The sequence below is a fragment of the Bdellovibrio sp. ArHS genome (assembly GCF_000786105.1).
Taxonomy (GTDB): domain Bacteria; phylum Bdellovibrionota; class Bdellovibrionia; order Bdellovibrionales; family Bdellovibrionaceae; genus Bdellovibrio.
This window is the reverse complement of record NZ_JTEV01000021.1, coordinates 1-20,859: the sequence shown is the minus strand read 5'-3', so window position 1 is coordinate 20,859 and position 20,859 is coordinate 1. Positions and strand designations below refer to the sequence as shown.

The window sequence follows — 20,859 nt, the reverse complement described above, 5'->3', positions numbered from 1 at the left end:
TCAGCCTCCCGCACCAGGGATGGAAGGAAGTGGTAATTGTTTGTCGTAATCCACAAAATACTGAGTCGCGGAAAACTCCAAAGGTTTTTTGGCGCCCTTGTAGATAACCGTGACCTTCACTTCTTTGATGGATTTCCCCAGGTGTTCTGCCAGGGTTTTCATAATGGTTAAAGTCAGTTCGTCGGCGCCACCGGCTTGCGCGGTTAAAGTCGCCGAAAAATCGGGAACTTCAAATTCCTTAGAGGTCATACGCCAGGAATACTGAGGATATTCAGAACCGAAGTCGTCTTCCTTTTCTTCAGGGATAGAGTCGAGGGGTTTTCCCTGATACTCCATTTCGACTTCAACCATTTTGCGTTCTAAGAGGGCGGCAACTTCGGTGGAAAGCTGGGTTTTACGCACACGCATGAAACTACCGCTCCAGGAATTTGCCAATAATAGCAAACCCGAAGACAGGATGACCAAAGCCATCACCGTTTCTATCAGCGTAAAACCTTTTCTATTCCTCACCGTTGGACATCCTTTAACGAAGAAGCTTTTTCTATAATATCAGCTTGACCCGTTAAAGGATTAAAAACAAGAGTCCAAGTTAAATTATTTCCGTTCGTAATTTGCACGGCGGCCGCTTCCACGAAGCCTTCGGGGAAAAAATGAATATAGGCCATGCCCGACGTAATAGGGGACTTCATATTGATGGTTTCGACAGAGCCAAAGCGCAGTCCGCTCGGAAGTTTTTTTTCGCCTTTTGTGAGGGACTTGTCGATCTGGAAAAGGGGTGGGGGTGCATCCTCTTCTTTTTCCGAGTCTTTCTTTAAAGCCTCTTCGTACATCTTCGGATCGACGGGCTGAGGCCCATTGGCTCTTTCGACCCAATAGGCTTCATCCTGGGCATCCATGTTGATCACCAAGCGGTAGGTGGAATTGGTCAGACGGGCTTTGTTGCGGATTTCCTTGCTCAGAACAATGAAGTTTCGCGCAACCGCTTTGATGTTGCCTTCTCTTTTGACGAAGCGAGGGGCTACCAACGCCACGACCGCGCCGAGAATTGCCAGCACGATCATGATTTCAATTAGCGTGAAGCCCTTTTGTGAACGCATGAACTTACTGAATGTCGTCGAGAGTGATATCTTTATCGTTTCCAGAGCCACCTTCACGGCGGTCCTTACCCAAAGACTTCAACGTGTATTCAGAGCCTTCGCGTTCATAAACAAGTTCATTGCCAAATGGATCTTTAAGATCTTTTTTATAGTAAGGTTCAGGACCCCAGTTGGAACAATCCGCATCCGCTTTCGTCAAACCTTCCAAAGATTGAGGGTAGTGGCCGCAATCGGTGTAGTACATAGAAAGAGCGTTTACAACTTGAGTCAGCTGAATTTTAGCTTCTTTCACTTTGGACTTATCCAACTGTCCAGTGATGTTGGGAAGAAGAAGAGCTGCGATACTACCGATGATCGCAAGGACGATCATGATTTCGATCAACGTCATACCCTTGCGGTTTTTGAGAAGAGACATTACTTACTCCTTATGTTTAACAGATGTTGAGAATAGCAGAGGTCCCATTCCAGGTAAAGCACAGTCACGGCCTTGACTCGAATGAGAACTTCCAGAGTTTCAAAAAACTTTGAACCCGACTTTAGAGAGGATATAGACTAAAGTTGATATTTCACTTTAACTATTAACCAGCGATGTTTGCCATTTCAAACATGGGCACCATCACGGCGACCACGATCATACCGATCGCAAAACCCATCAGGACAATGACCACGGGACCCATCAGACTGGTCAGACCTTCCAGCTTTGTTTTCACCTGAAAGTCGTAGGCGTCAGAAACCTGAGAAAGCATGTTTTCCAGTTCGCCGGTTTTTTCACCAATGTTGACCATGTGGATGACGATCGGCGGGAACTGACCGGATTTTTTTAAGGGGCCGGCAATGGATTCACCCTCTGAGATATTCGAACGGGCTTCGTCAATAGCTTGCGCCAAAACATGATTGTTCACAACGTTACGAACGATATCCAACGCGGCAAGCATAGGGACGCCGCCGGTCAGAAGCGTGGCTAAGGTTCTGGTGAAGCGGGATACCGCGACCATGCGGACCGTGGGGCCTACGATCGGAAGCTTCAAAGAGATCGCATCCCACTGATTGCGACCTGCAGGGGTGCTTTTCCAGTTTTTGAAAAGAAGATACATGATCAAGGCGCTACCAACCAAAAGATACCAATAGTTCACGACGAACTGACTGGCATCAATGAGAGTCACCGTATACCAGGGAAGCTGCAAATTCGGAGCGGACTCAAAAACGGTCACCATTTTAGGAATGAGGAAGACAAAGAGGAATCCCAAAAGACCCAAGGTTACAGCCATCATAATAATAGGGTAGGTCATGGCACTGCTGACCTTGGCGCGCAGGTCCGCTTGCGCTTCGGTGAACTCTGCCAGACGCATCAAGATCACATCCAGACTGCCTGACATTTCACCGGCTTCCACCATTGAAATGTAAATATTCGTAAAGATATTGGGATACTTGGAAAGGGCTTTGTGAAAAGGAGAACCCTCATTCACCATGTTCTTACAGTCAGCAATGGCCTCAGATAAAGCCGCATTTTCAACCTGTTCAGACACGGCAGTTAAAGCATCCACCAGGGGAATATTTGCCTTGATCAGCGTCGCTAATTGTCGCGTCATCAGGGCCAACTCTTTGACACCCACCTTCGCGGTAGAACGGACGCCGGCTTTCTTTTTAGGATCTAGCTTCTTTTTATCACGGATGTCGACGACATAAATATTGTCTTTTTTCAATTTAGCGCGGGCCGCGCGCAGATTTTCTGCGTCGACCACGCCTTTTACGTTTTTTCCGTCTCTTGATAAACCTTTGTACTCAAAAATAGGCATTTGCTTGTCCTAAAAAATGCGGCTTCAGTTGCGCGCCCCCTGGCTGTTGACTAAATATCCAACTGCGTATTTGAAGCCAACTCTTCAATTGTCGTGATTCCCGCAAGAACCTTTTGCACACCGTGATCGCGGAAGGTTTTCATGCCATTCGCAACAGACTGCTTCTTGATAGAGTTACCATCCTTTCGCTGCATGATCAAAGAACGGATGTCATCGGTAACAATCAAAAGCTCACTGATCGTCGTACGGCCAGAATAACCTTTTTGCCCACAATGATTGCAGCCCATCGCGCGGCAGATGTGCGAATTTTTTGCTTCCTCGCGGGTGACGCCGATGGTTTGTAATTCAAAGTCCGTCGGTTCATAAGGCGCTTTGCAATGAGGGCATAGGACCCGCACCAGACGTTGCGCGACGACACCTTGAATCGAAGTGGCGATCAGGAAAGGTTCCACACCGAAATCGATCAGACGGGGGAATGCCCCGGCCGAGTCATTCGTGTGCAGGGTTGAAAGAACCAAGTGACCTGTTAAAGAGGCTTGAATCGCAAGTTCGGCGGTTTCTAAGTCACGAATCTCACCGACCATGATGATGTCAGGGTCTTGACGAAGGAAAGATCTTAAGCCCGCCGCAAAGGTTAATCCGATTTTGGAGTTCACCTGGACTTGGCCGATGCCGTGGATACGTTGTTCCACCGGATCTTCCACGGTCAGAATATTTACGTCGGGTTTATTCAGTTTTGAAAGAGCTCCGTACAAAGTGGTCGACTTACCAGAACCCGTCGGGCCTGTGACCAGGAAGATCCCATAAGAGCGCGCCAGCAGATCATCCAAACGATCCAGATTCTCGGTTGAAAAGCCTAGTTGTTGCAGTTCTAAAACGATACTGGATCTATCTTGAATACGCATGACCAGTCGTTCACCGTGCGCCGTCGGGACGGTGGACAGACGGATATCAATGTCTTTACCACCGACTTTCAAAGGAATACGACCGTCTTGGGGCAGACGTTTTTCCGCGATATTTAAATTCGCCATAACTTTGATACGGGAGGTAATCGCATTTTGTAGTTTTTTGGGTGGTTTGAAAACGTCAAACAAAATACCGTCCGTACGAAAACGCACGACCATGTCTTTTTCGTAGGGCTCAATATGGATATCCGAGGCTTTTTCTTTCACCGCTCGGAACAACAGACTGTTCACCATCTTGATGACCGGCGCATCGTCTTCACCAGCCTCCAGCAGGTCGACAATGGGGTCATCGAGGTCATAATCTTCTTCTTCGATTTCATCGAGACCGGAAAGATTGGCCGTGCTTTTTTCGTAAACCTTATTGATCGCATCCTGGATGCGGCTGGTGGTTGTCACTAAGGGACGAACACGTTTTCCGAAAAGAACTTTTAAATCATCCAGGACTTTCAGATTGACCGGATTGCTGGTCAGGGCAATCAAGGTCTCGGGTTCTTCTTTGTAGGGAAGAACGTTGTGTTGTTTTGCATAGTTGATCGGAAGATCTCGGATCAAGTCGACGGCGATATCACTGACAGGAATGTCTCGGATGAAATCCAAGCCCAATTCTTTGCACAGATCGGCGACCACTTCATCCGCCGTGGAAAATTCTTTCGCCGCCAAAGCTTCCCCTACGGTGACGGGTCTCACCACCGAGGGGTTGTTTAGCACAGAACGGATTTGGTCCTGTGATAGGGAGGTCGCTTTAGACAGTATCGTTTGAATATCCACGGAGGCCATGATTTCTTATTCCTCTTCAATAACAGGTTGGGATGTTTCAGGCGGCACGGCGCTGCCGCCGTTCAGGCCCGCACGCGCCTTCTGGTGAATCGCATCCATCTTTTTACCATAGGGATCGACTCCTCCCTGAGCTTTGATGAAATCAATACGTTCATCCAGCGTCCTATTTGTAATCGCATTCGTATCTGCAGAGTTTTTCACAATTTTCGGCGTCAAGAACACGACCATATTCGTTTTATCTTTCGAAATCGTGCGTGACTTGAAAAGCCATCCAATAATAGGAATGTCGCCAAGAAGAGGCACTTTGCTGATCGATTCAATGTCTTGTTCTTTCATCAAGCCACCCAGAATCGCCGTGTCGCCGTTATTCACGTTGATCACAGTTTTAATCGAACGCTTCGCTAAAGGCTGAGTAGAATCTTGGAAGGCCTTCGGCGTGCTGGCGGTAGAAAGCTGAGACACTTGTTGTTTGATCTCCATGCGGATTTGATTTGTCGCTGGGCTGATATAAGGCTTCAGCGTCAATTTAATCGTCGCGTCTTCAAACGTGGGGGTGGTGATCGGTGAACCGTTGGTGGGCGTCGTGGTCGTTGATCCTGTCACGACTTTATCGCCGACTTCCAATTCACCCTCTTGATTGTCTAACGTCATCAAAGTTGGAGTCGAAAGGATGTTGGCTTTCTTCGTCGTTTTAAGGAAATTGATAAAGCCGACTAGATTTGGAATCTTGATCGTGGATTTAGAAACAGGGTCTGTCACTTCCACGACATCACCCTGGCCAAAACCAATGACCGCTCCGGCGCCACCAGTCGGGCTTAACAAGCTATTGATATCCAGGCCACCGTTGAATCCCACTTTGCCATAACCAGAGTCGCCGTATTTGTAGTAACCGACGCCCCAGGTGTTACCGTCGTTGGCGCTCATCTCCATGATGATCGCTTCAACGAAGACTTGATCACGAGGAGTGTCGATCTTGTTCAGCAGACTTAAAACCACTTCGTAGTCTTGTTTGCTGGCGGTAATAATAAGGCTGTTCGTGGTTTTGTCGCCGACGATTTTAACATCGCCGCCGAAGATTTCCTGAGGAGCTTGCATCTGCCCACCCGCACCGATCGGGGACAGCAAGCTGCCGCCGGTCTGTGGTTTTGGTGAAGCATCCTTGGTCACACCTTGAAGGGTTTGAGCCAATTTTTCGGCATCTCCGTTTTTCACGTGATAAACGTAAACACCGCCGGACTCTTCGGGGCGAATTTTAAAATCAAGTTGCGAGATCAATTTTTTAATACGCACGATGCCGGATTTGTTTCCGACAACGATGATTGAATTTGTACGGTCATCAGGAATCGCCATGAAGAAGCTTGCGCCTTGCTGGCTGGATGCACCTGCTGATCGAGAAAATCTAGGCACGCCCGCGGAAAATGTTCCTGGAGCAGAGCCTTGAGTTTTATTGCCCTTATTTACGATCTTGTCGACGAGGTCCGCCAAGTCTTTCGCTTTCGCATACTTAATAGGAATAACCTCAAGTTGTTCTTCAAAGCCTGGAACGTCCAACTGGCTGATGATTTTCATCACACGGTCGATATTAGAACCGTAATCAGAGATGATAATAGAGTTTGTAGGCTCATAAATATTCATCTCACCATCTTTAGAGGGCAGGATGCGTAGGTCGCGATTCACTTGTGCTGCCGAGATGTGCTTCAAGTGGATGATACGAGTGATCATCTGATCGCTGTTTGGATAGTAAGCGCCAGAGAAGGTCTCGATATTGTCGCGTTGGGCATTTCGCGCTGACTTAACCTTCAGGAAACTACCGGAAGGGACCACTGTAAAACCATTGATGGCCAAGGCTGACAAGAAAGCTTTATAAGCTTCAGCCACCGTGATTTTACTAGGCGCCGTGATGGTGATTTTACCGCGCACGCCGGGATCAATAATAAAGTTTTTTCCCGTCAGCTCGCCGATGGCTTTGATCAGATCCGTGATTTCCACATTTGGGAAGTCGAAGGATTCAATGGTCTCAGGGAAATTTTGACTGTTGATGTCTTCGATGGGAGCTTTGGCGAATTTATCGCGAGCATTTTTGCTTAAAACATCCATGCCGCCCGCGGCATTGCCGCCACCTCGCGAGCCGCCCGCGCTAGGGCCGCTGCTTGGCAGAGTGGGCGCCGAAAAAGCATCATTGTTTGCTGGTGGAGGTGGAAATCCCCCGTCGTCACCAAAATCCGAAGAGGGTGGTGGCGGAGGCGGTGGGAAGTCCTCAAACTGCGCATTCGCGGCAGGGCCGACGAGCTGTGCGGTCATCAGTGAAGCAAGTCCTATGCTGACAGTCTTTTTCATGTATCCTCTCCTTGAGGAGTTGTAAAATCCAGTTGATAAATCTTTCCACGGAGATTTTATTGAATATTGTAAGTCATCGTCTCCGTTTTACCGTTGCGCTCAATTTGTAAAGACACTTTCGGTGAATTTTTTAATGTATTGTAAAGTTCCATCGCCTTGGCGGGGCTGTCGACCGGCGTGCCATCGACGGACTTGATCACGTCCATGCGCTGCAAGCCCAATTGCTCATAGATGCTTCCCGGTTGCATGTCCAAAAGGCGAAAGCCATTAATCGCACCCGTGCCTGGCTCGCGATTAGGGACTGCGCGAGCTTGCATCAAAATACTGGAAAGATCATTCGTGTATTTCAATAAATCGGCCCGCTTGATCACGAAGCTGTTGTTGCCCACGGCCTGAACTTCTTTGCCGCCGCTGACGCCAGCAGGGCGTCCGGCTCCGAAGGCCACTTTGCCGCCATCTTTTTTCATCTCAATATATTCCAGACGATTGGAATTGAGATTGCGGAAAATAACTTTTTGGCGCTCGACACGAATAATCGAGGCCATGCCTTCGATGTCTTTTCCCGGGCTGTAGGAGATAACTTGGTTTTTGCCGCGGACATCAATAGCCGCCAAGGATTTTTCAGGATTTGAATGCACCAAGGTGCCAATCAAAGTCAAAGGGAGCTGCGACGGAACTGGGTCGGCTTCTTTTTGTGTTTCCGCACCTTTGGATTTATCCACCAAAGCATCGGGAATTTCGCCATTCGACGCAAAAATGTTGCGCGTCGTAATGCTATTGTAAACACCACGATTGACAGAGTTATCCATCGCCGGTGGTTTAGGCCGGGCGGCCGGCGCTGACTGAGGCAACATGCGGTCGCGATAAGAAAGAATCGCCAAGTCTGCAATGCAATAACCGACAAACGCGAAAAGAATATAGGAATATAATCTTTCAAAAGGGGGGCGTTGATTCTTCGGGTTACGTGAAATCACAGTTGCACAATCCTTTGTTTTATACCGGCATATTTTGCCGAGACCTAGTCCTTGGGCCTCGATCCATCCTATCAAAATGGCGGGGGGTCTGCACGAAAAAATACAAGCTGGACCATGGTCGTGAATGTTTAAAATCCTACACACATTTCGTAAAGATAGGTCATGATAGAGATATGAGAATTCTCTACTTCACGGATGGAGCAGGAATTGATCTTCAGAGTATTCGCGACTCGGTTTTAAGAATACCTGAAGTCCTCACCTCTCTTCGTCGCGGCCAGGAACAGGCGCGCTACGTAGACTTGATGCAGGTGATGGGATTACCGGACGATGAATTTCGTCAGGTGTCTTCAGTATTGCGCAACTATCTGATCAATCTAGTACAGCGGGGGCTGCATCAGCGCTGGATCAATCGCGATCATCGCGCTGATCTGATTCTTCGTCGTATCAATCATCGCAGTTTTGCGGATATCAAAGCCGAAGTTCTGAATTTCATTCGTGCGAAGTCGGAGAGCCATGATGTGGCCACCGAGGACTTGCATCTTTTCCATTTTTTAAGTCATGTCGAAATCACGATCATCGGTCCCGGCTATGACGAGATTGAAATCTGGTTGCGCCGTGAAATCTCAAGTCGAAGTGATATGAAGGTTCTTATCAAGGATGTGATCGCTTCCGACCCTCAGCTTGATTGGTTTTGGCCGCACGTGCGCGAAGCTGTCGCCAATAACGAAATGCCTTTGATTTAGCTAGTTGCAGAAAGCTTGGAACGACGTCTGCCCTTCAGGCAGGGGTTTGCATACGCGGGCCGCGAACTGAGCGCCAGCCAAATGTTGCGAGACGGTCCAATCGAAATCCACTTCCCATGTTCGTAAAGTATTTAAGGCCTTGCGACAACTTTCCAAGGACAGGCCCTTTCCGCAGATATTCAAAGGCAGATGGGCCTGCGATACCAGCCACTTCATGAACGGATGGGGGCCGAAAAGTTGGTCGCGGGTGCAAGGAATGCTGATACCTGCGATCTGACCTGTGATGTTCCAAGAGGTGTAAACTCCGCTGGGTATCATCATATCGAGGTATTTCTCTAAGGCCGCTTTCGCGCGTTCTTGCGCGCGGGGAGAGGTCAAATCAAACCCGGAACCGACTTTGTAGAGCAATTCGCAAAGAGGATCCGTTTCGATCTTCTTCATTGTACATTCTTTGTTAAGACCGCGATCTAATGTTTTTCTGACGACAGCCTCTTCAAATGTGTAAGCAAAGGGACGACGAAGAATTTCCGGCATCTTTTGCAGCTTCCAGAACATGCGGGCTGGCTCTTCGATATTCTGACAAAGACGGATGCCACGATAGAGATTGGCGGCGGTTGTTTCGACCTGGATAGCAAGATAAGGATTCATGCCTGCTTCGATCATCTGGCAAGTCATGAAGGCGGCGCCTAAAACATGATAGTTTTTAGAGGCAATTTGCACGGCTTTTTTTCCCGGATACTGAACTTCAAGAATACGTTTTTTTAAGCTGTCACTGATGTCGGCCTTTTTTGCCAGTGAGCGTGCGATATAGAAATCCGCTTCGCGAGTCGGGCAAAAGGTTTCTTCTTCGCCGGCAACTTCCGGTATTCTGTAAAGGTCATCGTAAGTAAAGCCTTCTTTAAGCAATTTGTCTTCGGCTTCTTCGTTAAAATAGGAACCCTGACGAATGTCATCGTGCCCACAAAGTCCAATCAGGCTGAGCGCCGCATTGGCATTGCCCTTTGTGAAGGTGAGTGCTTTTTGGAAAAGCCAGCCGGCGGGCAAATCGGGACGAGAGCTTCCGGCGGTGTCACCTAAAGAGGTGCGGCTGTGGCGCAGGTCCTCGGGGTTTGTCTTCTGCGTGCTTTTCGTGGTGGTTTTAATGTTGTGATAAAAACGCAACGCTTTGTCGGCAAAGCAGGCGTTGTGGCGAAATTGTTGGTCGAAGTAAAGACTTAAACCTGTGTTGTTGTAGGCCACTTCAGCGTCACCCTCATAGGCGCGCGGGTTGAGGATTTCATAATAGCGTTGCAGGCCCTTTTTGACGCCGGAATCGGGAAGGGAGTTAATAAGAATGTAGGCAATACGATCCGCAGAAGAAATTTTCTGATTGCCATCGTGAAGAGGCACGTGATCTTGCGCCAAGACGACGTTTGTAAAGAGTCCCAAGAGCAAGAAAGTGGCTCTGGCGAAGTGTTTCAAAATGAGACGGCTTACCGAAAAAGAAAACATATCATTCAGAAAGAGCAAACATGAGGCCGACCTCAGCGGCGCTCAGTGCTTATTAGGGCGAGATTCCTTAAACAGAGTGCCGAAAATACGCCATCACTTTAAGATTGCACAAACGAAACACTTTTGAACAGGGTTTGCAATTATCATTGAGTGATGTTTTTTTAAAGGGGCTTAAGTCAGATTATGTATTCCATGTCTTCAAGTAAAAACGAAAATTTCCCCCGGACTGAGTCTGCAATCGGGCAAAATAAAATAGGTTTCTATTTTTCGTTGGTTCAGTGGATCGTATCCAGTGTATTTTGCGTCTACTATCTGACTATGGGAATCGGTGTTTTGGCAGTGGTCATTGCTTTTGCCACGTGCACAGGAGGGCAGTTGGGCGCGGCCTTTTTGTTTTGGAAAAGTAAAAACTATGTTGCCGTGGCCACTTTGTGCGTTTTCACGCAATTGTGTTGCGCGCAGGTGTTCTTTTTTCCAGAGCTGGGTAAAGAAATAAATATTTTTCTGACTCTGGTGGTTCTTTTCCCCCTTTTTCTATTAGAGGAAATTGATCACACCGTCGTTTTTTCAAACCTCGCCGGATGCTTGCTGATTCTGGCGTGCAGTGAACTCTTGAACTATCAGGATATTCCGATTTCTAAGCAGATTTTTTCTTTTTTGTGTAAGTTCACCCTGATCATCTTTAATTTTGGCCAGGTGTATTTTCTGCGCACCTATCTTGAACAAAAACAAGCTCTGCAAAATGATACCTAAAGCGCAAAGAAGGGTTCCATCTCAATGGGCTTTTCGTTGCTGGGATGCAAAAAGTCGGGTGGTTCTTGATCCGGCATCAAAAGCACGTACACGCCAAAGGGAATTTTTGCGGAAATCCAGTTGCGGGGACGTCGATAGATAAATTCAGAGCGAACCTGGTTATAAACGATAAATTCATTTTCATGAGCTTCGTCGTAGGCTCGCCATAAAAGGCTTTCAAAAATATCGCCGTTGTCGGCAAAAAGAAAATTCAAATATTTGAAGTTCAAACCCGCTTCCACTTTCAGGCGAGAATAAGGCTTGGTCAGGGTTCGGGTCCAACCCAGCATTTTGCCAAACTTCAAAAACTGGCGGAAGTTGTGAGCGCGTAACGAGTAAGACATAGGAATAAATTCCTGCAGACCTCCCGCTGACCATGGGGCCGCGCAACCGACGATGTTGTCGTCTTTATCAAAGGCGATAAGAAAATCTTCCAGTTTCAGGCCTTGCCAGCGTTCCAGCTTTTCGTGAAAACTTTGAGCATCCCAGACGGTGCTGAGATCTCGTTGTCGAGACTTCTGAATGATATAATAAATAAGGGCGTCAATGTTGCTCGCACTGCCCCTGCGAATGCGCAAGTGTGGAAGAGGAATCGAGGCCCAAGGCAGTTTCCCGTGGACCGAGACCATATTGAAACGACGATAGAGATAGTAATGCGGCAGCGGGCGTTTCATTGTGCGCGGACGAACGAAGGCATTCATCGCCTGCACGTCACTCATGCTTAATACCGAAATAAGGTGTTTGCAGCCAAAGGTGTGAAACACCTCTTCCATCACCGGTAAAAAATGTTGGGACCACTCTAGCACCGCCCGACGGTTTGAAGAGATCCGTAAATCTCGGCCAAATGCCACGGGGAGCACTTTGTTGTCTAAAAGCACGTCGCGGACGACGAAGCTTGCGATGCCCTCGATCTTTTCTTCATCTTTCAGTTGATACGTCAGATATTGATCCGACTGAATCGAGTAGGGCGAAAAAAAATCATGCCCCCGGTCCGTCTTCATCTCTAGCAAGCCGCGAGTGGGAAAGGACTTATAAAACTCGGCAAGAGCGGCGGCATCTTCGGGCTTGGCAATTTCTAACTTCATTAAGTCTTCTTCCAAAGCACATCATGGTGACCGGTTTTTAGATTTACCCAGCGAGCCGCGACGAAAAGATAGTCGCTCAGGCGATTTAAATATTGCAGTGTTTGAGCGTAACGTTCGTCCTTCACCGCGATTTCGGCGGAGCGCCTTTCCGCACGACGACAGCTCGTTCTGGCGACATGCAAATGAGCGGCGACCAGGTGACCTGCCGGCAGAATGAAGTTGCGCAGTTCTGGAAGTTCGACCGTGAGCAGATCAATCTGTTTTTCCAGAAAATGAATCTGTTCGTCAGTGATCGCGGGAAGAAGTTTAAAAACTTCATCTTTTTCGGTCGCCAAAAGACTGCCTATATTGAAAAGCTCATTTTGGACTTTTTCCAGAATGGCATCCAAAGCTTTGATCTCGGTCACCGCAGCAAGGGAGGAGCGCACCACGCCAAGGACGCTGTTGAGTTCATCCACAGTTCCATAAGCTTCGACACGCGGGTTGAATTTTTCAACGCAAGAGCCGTCGACCAGCCTTGTCGTTCCTTTGTCACCTGTCCGTGTATAAATCTTTGCTTTCGGAGCGTCCGTCATAATAAAGTCCTCTAGAGTTAAAAGTTTTGCCTTTTCCCCGCAAGAGGTCAAGATGGAAGCACAAGGAGACCACCATGGCAGAAAATGAAGTTCCTTTGATTGTGACAATTCCCCATTCGGGAGAAAAAATTCCGTCGCAAACACCGTGGTTGAACTCTTTGCCGGAAGAAATTCTGATGTGCGACGTCGATCGCTATGTCGATTTCCTTTATGAGCCGGCTTTGCATAAATTGCGTCTTCCTTTGGTAAAAACAGAATGGCATCGGTATGCCGCGGATCTTAATCGTATTCCTGAAGATGTCGACGCGTCTTCCGTGCTGGGACATGTAAATCCTGCGGGAATGCACAATCGCGGTTTTCACTGGGTTATTACGACGTACAAACATCCCCTCATGCAAGCGCCTATGACCGTCGACACGCACAATGAGCTTGTGAAGTTGATCTATGAGCCTTTCCATGCGGGAGTGCGCCAGCTTTACCAAGATCTGCATGCGAAAGGGTTTAAAAAGACGTTTCATATCGATGCGCACAGCATGCCATCCGTCGGCACCAGTGAGCACCGCGATCCGGGTGAATTGCGCGCTGACATTGTGGTCAGTGATAGTAAGGGAAAAAGCTGCGATCCGCGTTTTAAGGATTTGGTTATTGCGGCTTATGCCACAGCGGGCTTTAAAGTTGGTTACAACTGGCCTTATTTCGGTGGACGTGTCACAGAGCAGTATGGGGACCCGCGCCGTGATCAGCATACCCTTCAGGTGGAGATGAACCGCTCTTTGTATATGGATGAAAAAACCAAGAAGCTGAAGCCGGAAGAGGCGAAGAAAGTGCAAGAGAAAGTTTTCTTCGCTTTGAGCTATATCCGCAACAATCTGCTGCACATAATGTAGAGCGTCGAATGGAAAAAGGCGTAGTCACCACCGCCGTCTTAAATTATTGATAGCAGTACAGAAATACTATTGGCTTTCAATAAGGATTTGCTCTTTGAATAAAGCGGCTTGGTCTCGACTTTCTTTCCTGAAAAAACTCAACAAACCTCTGGCTTCGTTGAAGTTGGCTGTTTTTATTATTTTGTCCATCGCTGTGATTACGGCGGTGGGGACTTTCGTTGAAGCAAAATACGACGCCCAGGCCGCGCGCAAGCTCGTCTATGACACCTGGTTTATGTACACCATCATGGCGATGTTGGTGATCAATCTGTTGGCGGTGATGGTCGATCGTCTTCCCTGGAAAAAAAGGCATGCGGCTTTCGTTCTTGCGCATATCGGGATCATCATTCTTTTGGCCGGGGCTTATTTGACTATGGAGTTCGGCCTCGACGGTTCGATGCGCGTGGGAATCGGGGAGTCTAACAATCTTGTGCAGACGTCGGAAACGGACCTTGTCGTCTATACTTCTTTCGACGGCGATCGCTATTCGAAAACCCTGGAACAGGAAGTTGATTTCTTTAAGAACCCGCCTTCAGAAAAACACCCTTATATTATTCCGGCCTACGAGGGTGAAATTCGCATTGTCGATTACAAAAAATACGTCATTCCTTCAAAGAAGGTTCTCGTAGGGGAAGAAGGAAAAAGTGGCGCCGGTCTGCGCTTCCAACTGCAGAATCCCAATGTGAATGTCATTGAATGGTTAGTGCAACGTAAGCCTGGGAATTTGGCGACTCACAATTTCGGGCCTGCGCAAATTCATTTGGGTCCTGCGCCGGAAAAACCCCGTGGCGCCAACGAGATCTATTTGACCCCGGAAAAAGGGGGGCTTCGTTATGTGGTTTTTCAAAAGGATTCGGACAAACCGTTGAAAAAGGGCTTCGTGAAAGAAGGGGACGTCTTCGATCCCGGATTTAAGATGGCACTTTCTTTCCGCGTGCTGCGCTTTCTTCCGAATGCTAAAGAGGATTGGGAGATCCAAACCTTGGAACGGCCAACGCCATTAACGACCGCAGCCATCAAGATCCTTTTTGAAGGTAAGGAAAACTGGGTTCTTCTTAATGATATGGTGAAGCTTTTCACCACGAACTCGGTGTATCTTCTGACTTACGGAAATCGCCGTATCGACATTGGTTTCCCCGTGAAACTGAAAAAGTTCCAGGTCAGTCATTACCAGGGCACCATGCGTGCCATGGCCTATGAAAGTTTGGTCGAAGTTCCCGATTTGGGCGAACAGGTGATTTCCATGAATGAGCCCTTAAAATACAAAGGGCTGACAATTTACCAGGCCAGTTTTCAGGAAGAGAATGGACAGCCTGTCGCTTCCATATTTTCAGTGAATCACGATCCGGGCCGTTTTTTGAAATATCTGGGTTCGTTGGTGCTGAGCTTGGGGACGATCTTATTGATGTGGTTTAAGCATCTTGATTTTAAAATTGCGCGAAAATCCCAAAGAAACGATGGGGAGAATACATGAACAGGATTTTTCTTTTTGCGATATCTCTTTTATTGAGTGTCGGAGCCTTTGCTAAAGATGGCGAGGCATTGAAATATCTGCCGGTCCAAGACGGCGGACGTATCAAACCCTACGACAGTTTTTCCCGCGAAATGTTGGAAATCGTCTATGGCAAAAGCAAGTATGAAGGTCGCGACGCCACAGAAATCGTCATGACCTGGATGCTTTCGCCGCAAGCCTGGAATGATAAGAAAATCTTTGAAGTGCGCAATCATCAGGTTTTATCCGCGATGAATCTGCCCAAAGATCAGCGCTATTTTTCCGGTGAAGAGCTTTTTGCCGGCGATCGCTTCAATCTGCTTCGTCAAGAGTTGCAATCTAAGCGTGAAACCAAAGAAAAACTGAATCCTTACTTCCAGGCTTTGCAGCGTTTGGAAAACCAGTACTTTGTTTTTCAGGAAATCGCCGCAGGAAGAATGTTAAAGGTCGCTCCGCCTAAAGAAGGCACGGCTTGGGTTGCGGTGGCGGACCTTGAGGGGCCGGCGCAGGAAAAGTTCATGGAGTTGACGAAAGCCTTTGTCACTCACATCGGAGCTGTTGCGACCGGTGCGGATACTTCGGCGACGGCGAAAGAGTTGGATGCCAAGGTGGTTTCCTTTGAAGAGGTGGCGAAGGTCAACAATCCAGCCTTGTATGATCATGCGGCGAAGTTAAAGGCGGAAGTTCATTACAACGATTTCCATCCTTTCCGTTGGGCTTATATTTTCTATTTCCTGGCGTTCCTTCTTTTGCTTTTAGTGTGGACGTTGAAGAAAGAATCGCTGATGAAGGCCGTGTGGGTGTGTCTTGCTCTGGGCTTCATTTTAAATACCTATGGTTTTGGTGTGCGGATGTTTATTATGGATCGCGCGCCCGTGACCAATATGTATGAAACGGTGATCTGGGTTGCATGGGGGACGGTGCTCTTCGCCGCGGTACTAGAAATCATTTACAAATTCCGTTTGATTTTAATGGCGGGAACTTTGGTCGCGACTTTTGGATTGGTGATCGCGGATTTCGCTCCGGCTGTACTTGATCCATCGCTTCAGCCCTTAGAACCAGTTCTGCGCAGCAATTACTGGCTGACGATTCACGTGATGACTATCACTATCAGTTACGCGGCGTTCTTCTTGGCGTTCGGTTTGGCGGACATTGGTCTGATTTACTACCTTCGTGGTGAACAAAAATTCCATAAAGAAATCCGTGCGGTTGTTTCCGGAATCTATCGCTCGATGCAAATCGGTGTCGCGTTCTTGGCGCCGGGGATTATTCTTGGTGGTATCTGGGCGGACTACTCTTGGGGGCGCTTTTGGGGTTGGGACCCTAAAGAGACGTGGGCGTTGATCGCCTTGCTAGGCTATCTAGCGGTCTTGCACGCACGCTATGCGGGTTTCATTAAAAATTTTGGTATGGTGGCAACGGGTGTAATTACATTCTCTCTCGTGATCATGGCTTGGTATGGGGTGAACTTTGTGCTTGGCGCAGGGCTTCATTCCTACGGCTTTGGTGCGGGCGGAGTCGAATATGTATCGGCGTTCGTGGCAGCACACTTACTCCTCGTCGTCTATGTAGGCATCGTACGTCGAGGAAAACAGACAACACAAACAACAAACTAAGTTGGTGACCGCCGAAGCTTCGGTGAAGGCGGGTGCTTAAGGATTGAGCGGAAAGTTTTGAAGTCTCCCTCTTTTTCAATATGCTTGCAAAAAGAATATGGACAACTGGACTTTTCCACCATTAAATAAGAGCAAACTAAAATTAGGACAGCATTCGTTTGTCTTTGGCAACAAGAAGCGAAGGATGATTATGCATCGAGGTTTCAATATAGTCGCGTTGTTAAGCGCGCTCATGGTTTCAACACTTCTCACGGGTTGTAAATTTCAACCTGGGTTTGGGTACAATAAAGGATACGCTCCTGAACAGCCGATTCCTTTTGATCACTCACTGCACGTGGGAACTCATAAAATTCAATGTCAGTACTGTCATAACCAAGTGGAAAGAACAAAGCATGCGAACATTCCTGCTCTTTCAACTTGTATGAATTGCCATCTGCAAGTCGGAACCGACAAGCCGAACATTCAAAAATTGCGTGAAGTCTATGATAGTGGTGGATCTATTGAATGGGTTCGCGTTCACATGCTTCCTGATTTTGTTCACTTCAATCACAATGCGCACATTGCTAAAGGTGTTAACTGTCAGACATGTCATGGTCCTATCGAGACAATGACGAAGGTCGAACAGTTCTCTGACCTCTCAATGGGATGGTGTGTGAACTGCCACCGTCAGCCTGAAAACAAAGCGCCACTCAACTGTTCAACTTGTCACTACTAAGGTTTCGGAAGGTACCATGTCTGAAATGCATCATGATAATGAATTAGAAATGAAAAAAGCGCTTCGTCCAAAGATCGAGCGCGACAATAAGTATTGGCAAAGCCTTGAACAATGGAGCAATGATCCGGAGTTCAATAAAGCTGCTGAAACTGAGTTTATGTCTTCACCTCTTCGTGAAGGTGATGGCGAGGACGGATGGGCACGCCGTGAATTCCTGAAATTGATGGGTGCTTCGATTGCGATGGCTTCGGCGGGTTGTATCCGTCGTCCTGTGCAAAAAATCGTTCCTTATAATAAACAACCTGAAGATGTAACTTTAGGAATCGCAAACTACTATTCGTCTGCATACTTTGATGGCAACGATGCTTTGGGAGTTTTGGTTAAAACTCGTGAAGGCCGTCCTATCAAAATCGAACCTATCGAAGGCCATCCTTTTAGTCAAAGTGGTTTGAACATTCGCTCACAAGCAGCGTTGTTGAAACTTTATGATCCTGAAAGACTGAAAGGTCCTCAACGCAATCTTTTCAATGAAAAGAAATCCAACAGCCAGTTGATCGACGTCAAATGGGAAGAGTTGGATAAAAAAGTTGTTGAACAGTTGCAAAAAGGCGGCGTCACAATTCTGACCGGTGCGATTGCGTCTCCAGCGACCCGTGCGGTGATCGGCGATTTTGCGCAAGGCTTTAAAGCAAATCATGTAGTGTGGGAAGCTTTCTCAAACGAAGAAGTCCGTGAAGGTCAAAAAGCCTCTTACGGTGACGACGTAGTTCCCGCTTTCCGTTTTGATAAAGCAAAAATGATTGTGTCTGTGGATGCCGACTTCTTAGGAACTTGGATCTCGCCAACAGCCTTTACAAATCAATTTGTTAACGGTCGTAAAGATATCAAGAACATGAGCCGTATGGTGTCTTTTGACTCCAACTACTCATTGACGGGTGCCAATGCGGACATTCGCTTCAAAATCAAACCTTCGCAGCAGCTAGATGTTGTGATGGGTCTTCTTCATGAAATCATCGTGAAGAAAGGTGCGACGGGATATGCAGGCAATGCGTCTGTAAAATCAGCTCTTGCACCATTTGCAGACACTGCGAAAAAACTGGGAATTGACCCAGAGTTGTTCGCGAAAGTGGCTGCGGATCTTTTGGCGAACCAAGGTCAGTCTTTGGTGGTTGCCGGTGGTATCCAAACTTGGACTGAAAAATCTCGCGAACTTCAAATCGCGGTGAACCTTTTGAACTCTGCCTTGGGTAACGACGGTAAAACTGTTGAAGCCAAAGGTGGAAATCCTGCCTTGAAAGGTTCTTACGCGGATCTTTCAGCGCTTGTTAAAGACATGAAAGATGGCAAAGTTAAAACTTTGATCATCCACGGTGTGAACCCTGGCTTCGTACTGCCTGCTGAATTGGGCTTTGCGGATGCGGTGAAAAAAGTTGAGATGGTGATCTACACAGGTGACCGTATCGACGAAACAGGTGTTTTTGCGGATTACATCACTCCAGACAATCACGCGTTAGAGTCGTGGAGCGACATGGAATTGACAGCGGGTGTGTACTCGATCTGTCAACCAGCGATTCGTCCTATGTACGACACGCGCTCCTTCCAGTTGTCTTTGATGACCTGGGCTTACATTGCAAATCAAGGTCCGGCTCGTCTGCGTGATTACGAGACGTTCTACGACTATCTTCGCGTTTTCTGGAAATCAGACATCATGCCTAAAGTAGGCAAGGGTGATTTCGAGGACTTCTGGCAAGAAACTCTGCAAAAGGGTTATGCCGGTCAGGTGAATTCAAGCTCTTCAGCTCGTTCCTTTAAAACAGATGCCTTCGCTGCAATCAAACCAGCTAACGCACAATCGGGCTATGAACTTGTTCTTTACTCGACACCGCACATGGGTGACGGTTCCTTGAATAACGTTTCTTGGTTGCACGAGCTTCCTGATCCAGTGACTAAAATCGTGTGGGATAACTACGTGATGGTGTCTCTTGCGACGGCAGAGAAGCACGGGTTGAAAGAAGGCTCTGTTGTTGAGTTGACCGTAGGCGGAAAGAAAATGGAGCTTCCGGCTCACATCCAGCCAGGTCTGCACGATGACGTGCTGGCTGTAGCGGTTGGTTTCGGTCGTACGCGCGCGGGTAAAGTTGGTAACGGCATTGGTAAAAATGCGTTTGAGTTAGCAACGGCCAAAGCGGGTCAAATGATCTTCGCGGGCCAAGCGGCGACTTTCTCTAAATTGAATAAAAAATATGAACTTGCTTGTACGCAAGGTCACCACTCGATGGAAGGTCGTAACATCGTTGCGGAAGCGACTTTGAAAGACTACGCCAAAGATAAATCGGCGGGTGTCCATAGACATCACACTTGGTCTATTTGGTCTGGCCACGAATACAGCGGTCACAAATGGGGCATGGCTGTAGATCTTCACTCTTGCACAGGTTGTTCTTCATGCGTGATTGCTTGTCAGTCCGAAAATAACATTCCGGTTGTAGGTAAGAAGTACGTTCTTGAAGGTCGTGAAATGCACTGGATCCGTATTGACCGTTATTACACGGGCAATCCTGCGGATGCAGAAGCGGTTTTCCAACCAGTTATGTGCCAACACTGTGACAACGCTCCTTGCGAAACAGTGTGTCCGGTTCTTGCGACTGTTCACTCTGATGAAGGTCTCAATGACATGGTTTACAACCGTTGCGTGGGAACTCGTTATTGCGCGAATAACTGTCCTTACAAAGTACGTCGTTTCAACTGGTTCAACTACGCGAAGTTGATTGAAAAGCCTCTTCACATGGCTTTGAATCCTTCAGTGGGTGTGCGTACTCGCGGGGTGATGGAAAAATGTACGTTCTGCGTGCAAAGAATCCAGGATGCCAAGACCGTGGCTCGTAATGAAAAACGCTCGTTGAAAGATGGCGACGTCAAAGTAGCCTGCCAGACGGCATGTCCTGCTGGTGGTATTGTGTTCGGTGATTTGAATGATCCGAATTCGCAAGTGGCGAAGATCTTTAAATCAGAAGAACGTGCTTACGCTCTTCTTGAAGAATGGCATGCGGCACCAGCAGTGCGCTACCTTTCTAAGATCCGCAACAATGATAAAGAATCAACTGGTGGCCACAATGGTCACGGTACTGCAAAACAAGGTGAGCACTCATGATGAAGCGTAGCCCATTAGTCCTTGGCAATAAGACTTTAAAAGACGTTACAGACGACATCTGTGCACCGGTGGAAAGATTCCCATCCAAAGGTTGGGTGGGAATGTTCCTGGGCGCGAAGACGTTGTTATTATTTTACATCGCTATTTTGGCGAGCGTTGTCGGTATCGGTATCGGTTTGCTGGGTGTTAACAGCCCGGTGTTCTGGGGTACGATGATCGTTACGTTCGTATTCTGGATCGGTATTGGTCACGCCGGAACGCTGATCTCTGCGGTCCTTTTCTTGTTCCGTCAAAAATGGCGAACCTCGGTCGCGCGGACTGCGGAAGCCA

At 47.8% G+C, this 20,859-nt stretch carries 17 protein-coding genes and 1 pseudogene; 8 read left to right on the top strand and 10 right to left on the bottom strand.

Annotated features, from left to right (window positions below):
* The 7 genes from OM95_RS12055 to gspC all read right to left on the bottom strand — a co-directional run bounded on the left by OM95_RS12055 (nt 1) and on the right by gspC (nt 7,946).
* On the bottom strand, nt 1–510 hold the full coding sequence (locus OM95_RS12055) for a prepilin-type N-terminal cleavage/methylation domain-containing protein (RefSeq protein ID WP_041874205.1): 510 nt from the start codon (nt 508–510) through the stop codon (nt 1–3).
* Complete coding sequence (locus tag OM95_RS12050) at nt 507–1,097, bottom strand: type II secretion system protein (RefSeq protein ID WP_041874203.1); 591 nt, start codon at nt 1,095–1,097, stop codon at nt 507–509. Before OM95_RS12050 ends, OM95_RS12055 begins: the two co-directional genes overlap by 4 nt.
* A gap of 4 nt (nt 1,098–1,101) precedes the next feature.
* Nucleotides 1,102–1,512, bottom strand: coding sequence for a type II secretion system major pseudopilin GspG (gene gspG, locus OM95_RS12045; RefSeq protein WP_041874200.1), 411 nt, complete (start codon nt 1,510–1,512; stop codon nt 1,102–1,104).
* 163 nt (nt 1,513–1,675) lie between these two features.
* The gene (gspF, locus tag OM95_RS12040) at nt 1,676–2,893 is read right to left on the bottom strand and encodes a type II secretion system inner membrane protein GspF (protein ID WP_041874198.1); all 1,218 of its coding nucleotides are present in this window, start codon (nt 2,891–2,893) and stop codon (nt 1,676–1,678) included.
* Between the two features lie 50 nt (nt 2,894–2,943).
* The gene (gspE, locus tag OM95_RS12035) at nt 2,944–4,635 is read right to left on the bottom strand and encodes a type II secretion system ATPase GspE (RefSeq protein WP_041874196.1); all 1,692 of its coding nucleotides are present in this window, start codon (nt 4,633–4,635) and stop codon (nt 2,944–2,946) included.
* A 6-nt stretch (nt 4,636–4,641) separates the two neighbouring features.
* On the bottom strand, nt 4,642–6,972 hold the full coding sequence (gspD, locus tag OM95_RS12030) for a type II secretion system secretin GspD (RefSeq protein ID WP_041874195.1): 2,331 nt from the start codon (nt 6,970–6,972) through the stop codon (nt 4,642–4,644).
* Nucleotides 6,973–7,028: 56 nt separating this feature from the next.
* Complete coding sequence (gspC, locus tag OM95_RS12025) at nt 7,029–7,946, bottom strand: type II secretion system protein GspC (protein ID WP_041874192.1); 918 nt, start codon at nt 7,944–7,946, stop codon at nt 7,029–7,031.
* 173 nt (nt 7,947–8,119) lie between these two features.
* Between gspC and OM95_RS12020 the strand changes: the two genes are divergently transcribed.
* Nucleotides 8,120–8,689, top strand: a complete 570-nt coding sequence (locus OM95_RS12020) for a hypothetical protein (protein WP_041874190.1) — start codon at nt 8,120–8,122, stop codon at nt 8,687–8,689.
* On the opposite strand, the gene OM95_RS12015 is transcribed toward OM95_RS12020, so the two are convergent.
* Nucleotides 8,690–10,150, bottom strand: a complete 1,461-nt coding sequence (locus tag OM95_RS12015; protein WP_291516257.1) for a hypothetical protein — start codon at nt 10,148–10,150, stop codon at nt 8,690–8,692.
* 222 nt (nt 10,151–10,372) lie between these two features.
* Between OM95_RS12015 and OM95_RS12010 the strand changes: the two genes are divergently transcribed.
* Nucleotides 10,373–10,933 carry a hypothetical protein gene (locus tag OM95_RS12010; protein WP_041874184.1) on the top strand — a complete coding sequence of 187 codons (561 nt, stop codon included), beginning with the start codon at nt 10,373–10,375 and terminating at the stop codon, nt 10,931–10,933.
* Here OM95_RS12010 and OM95_RS12005 read toward each other — a convergent pair.
* Nucleotides 10,930–12,057, bottom strand: a complete 1,128-nt coding sequence (locus OM95_RS12005; protein WP_041874182.1) for a hypothetical protein — start codon at nt 12,055–12,057, stop codon at nt 10,930–10,932. The two genes, OM95_RS12010 and OM95_RS12005, sit on opposite strands and share 4 nt — an antisense overlap.
* Nucleotides 12,057–12,632 (bottom strand): cob(I)yrinic acid a,c-diamide adenosyltransferase, encoded by a 576-nt coding sequence (locus OM95_RS12000; protein ID WP_041874179.1) that lies wholly within the window; start codon nt 12,630–12,632, stop codon nt 12,057–12,059. The genes OM95_RS12005 and OM95_RS12000 overlap by 1 nt, the downstream gene beginning before the upstream one ends.
* A 74-nt stretch (nt 12,633–12,706) precedes the next feature.
* On the opposite strand from OM95_RS12000, the gene OM95_RS11995 reads away from it, so the two are divergent.
* From OM95_RS11995 to OM95_RS11970, 6 genes and pseudogenes are all read left to right on the top strand, one after another.
* Entirely contained in the window at nt 12,707–13,519 is an 813-nt protein-coding gene (locus OM95_RS11995) for an N-formylglutamate amidohydrolase (RefSeq protein ID WP_291516255.1), read from the top strand.
* Between the two features lie 94 nt (nt 13,520–13,613).
* A complete protein-coding gene (locus tag OM95_RS11990) occupies nt 13,614–15,032 on the top strand; it encodes a cytochrome c biogenesis protein ResB (RefSeq protein WP_041874178.1) in 1,419 nt (472 codons plus the stop codon).
* The gene (ccsA, locus tag OM95_RS11985) at nt 15,029–16,666 is read left to right on the top strand and encodes a cytochrome c biogenesis protein CcsA (protein WP_041874176.1); all 1,638 of its coding nucleotides are present in this window, start codon (nt 15,029–15,031) and stop codon (nt 16,664–16,666) included. Before OM95_RS11990 ends, ccsA begins: the two co-directional genes overlap by 4 nt.
* Before the next feature lie 184 nt (nt 16,667–16,850).
* Entirely contained in the window at nt 16,851–17,381 is a 531-nt protein-coding gene (locus tag OM95_RS11980; protein WP_041874173.1) for a cytochrome c3 family protein, read from the top strand.
* Between the two features lie 16 nt (nt 17,382–17,397).
* The gene (locus OM95_RS11975) at nt 17,398–20,529 is read left to right on the top strand and encodes a TAT-variant-translocated molybdopterin oxidoreductase (protein ID WP_291516253.1); all 3,132 of its coding nucleotides are present in this window, start codon (nt 17,398–17,400) and stop codon (nt 20,527–20,529) included.
* Nucleotides 20,526–20,859: pseudogene (locus tag OM95_RS11970) on the top strand (hydrogenase); the annotation flags it as partial. The gene OM95_RS11975 and the pseudogene OM95_RS11970, both read left to right, overlap by 4 nt.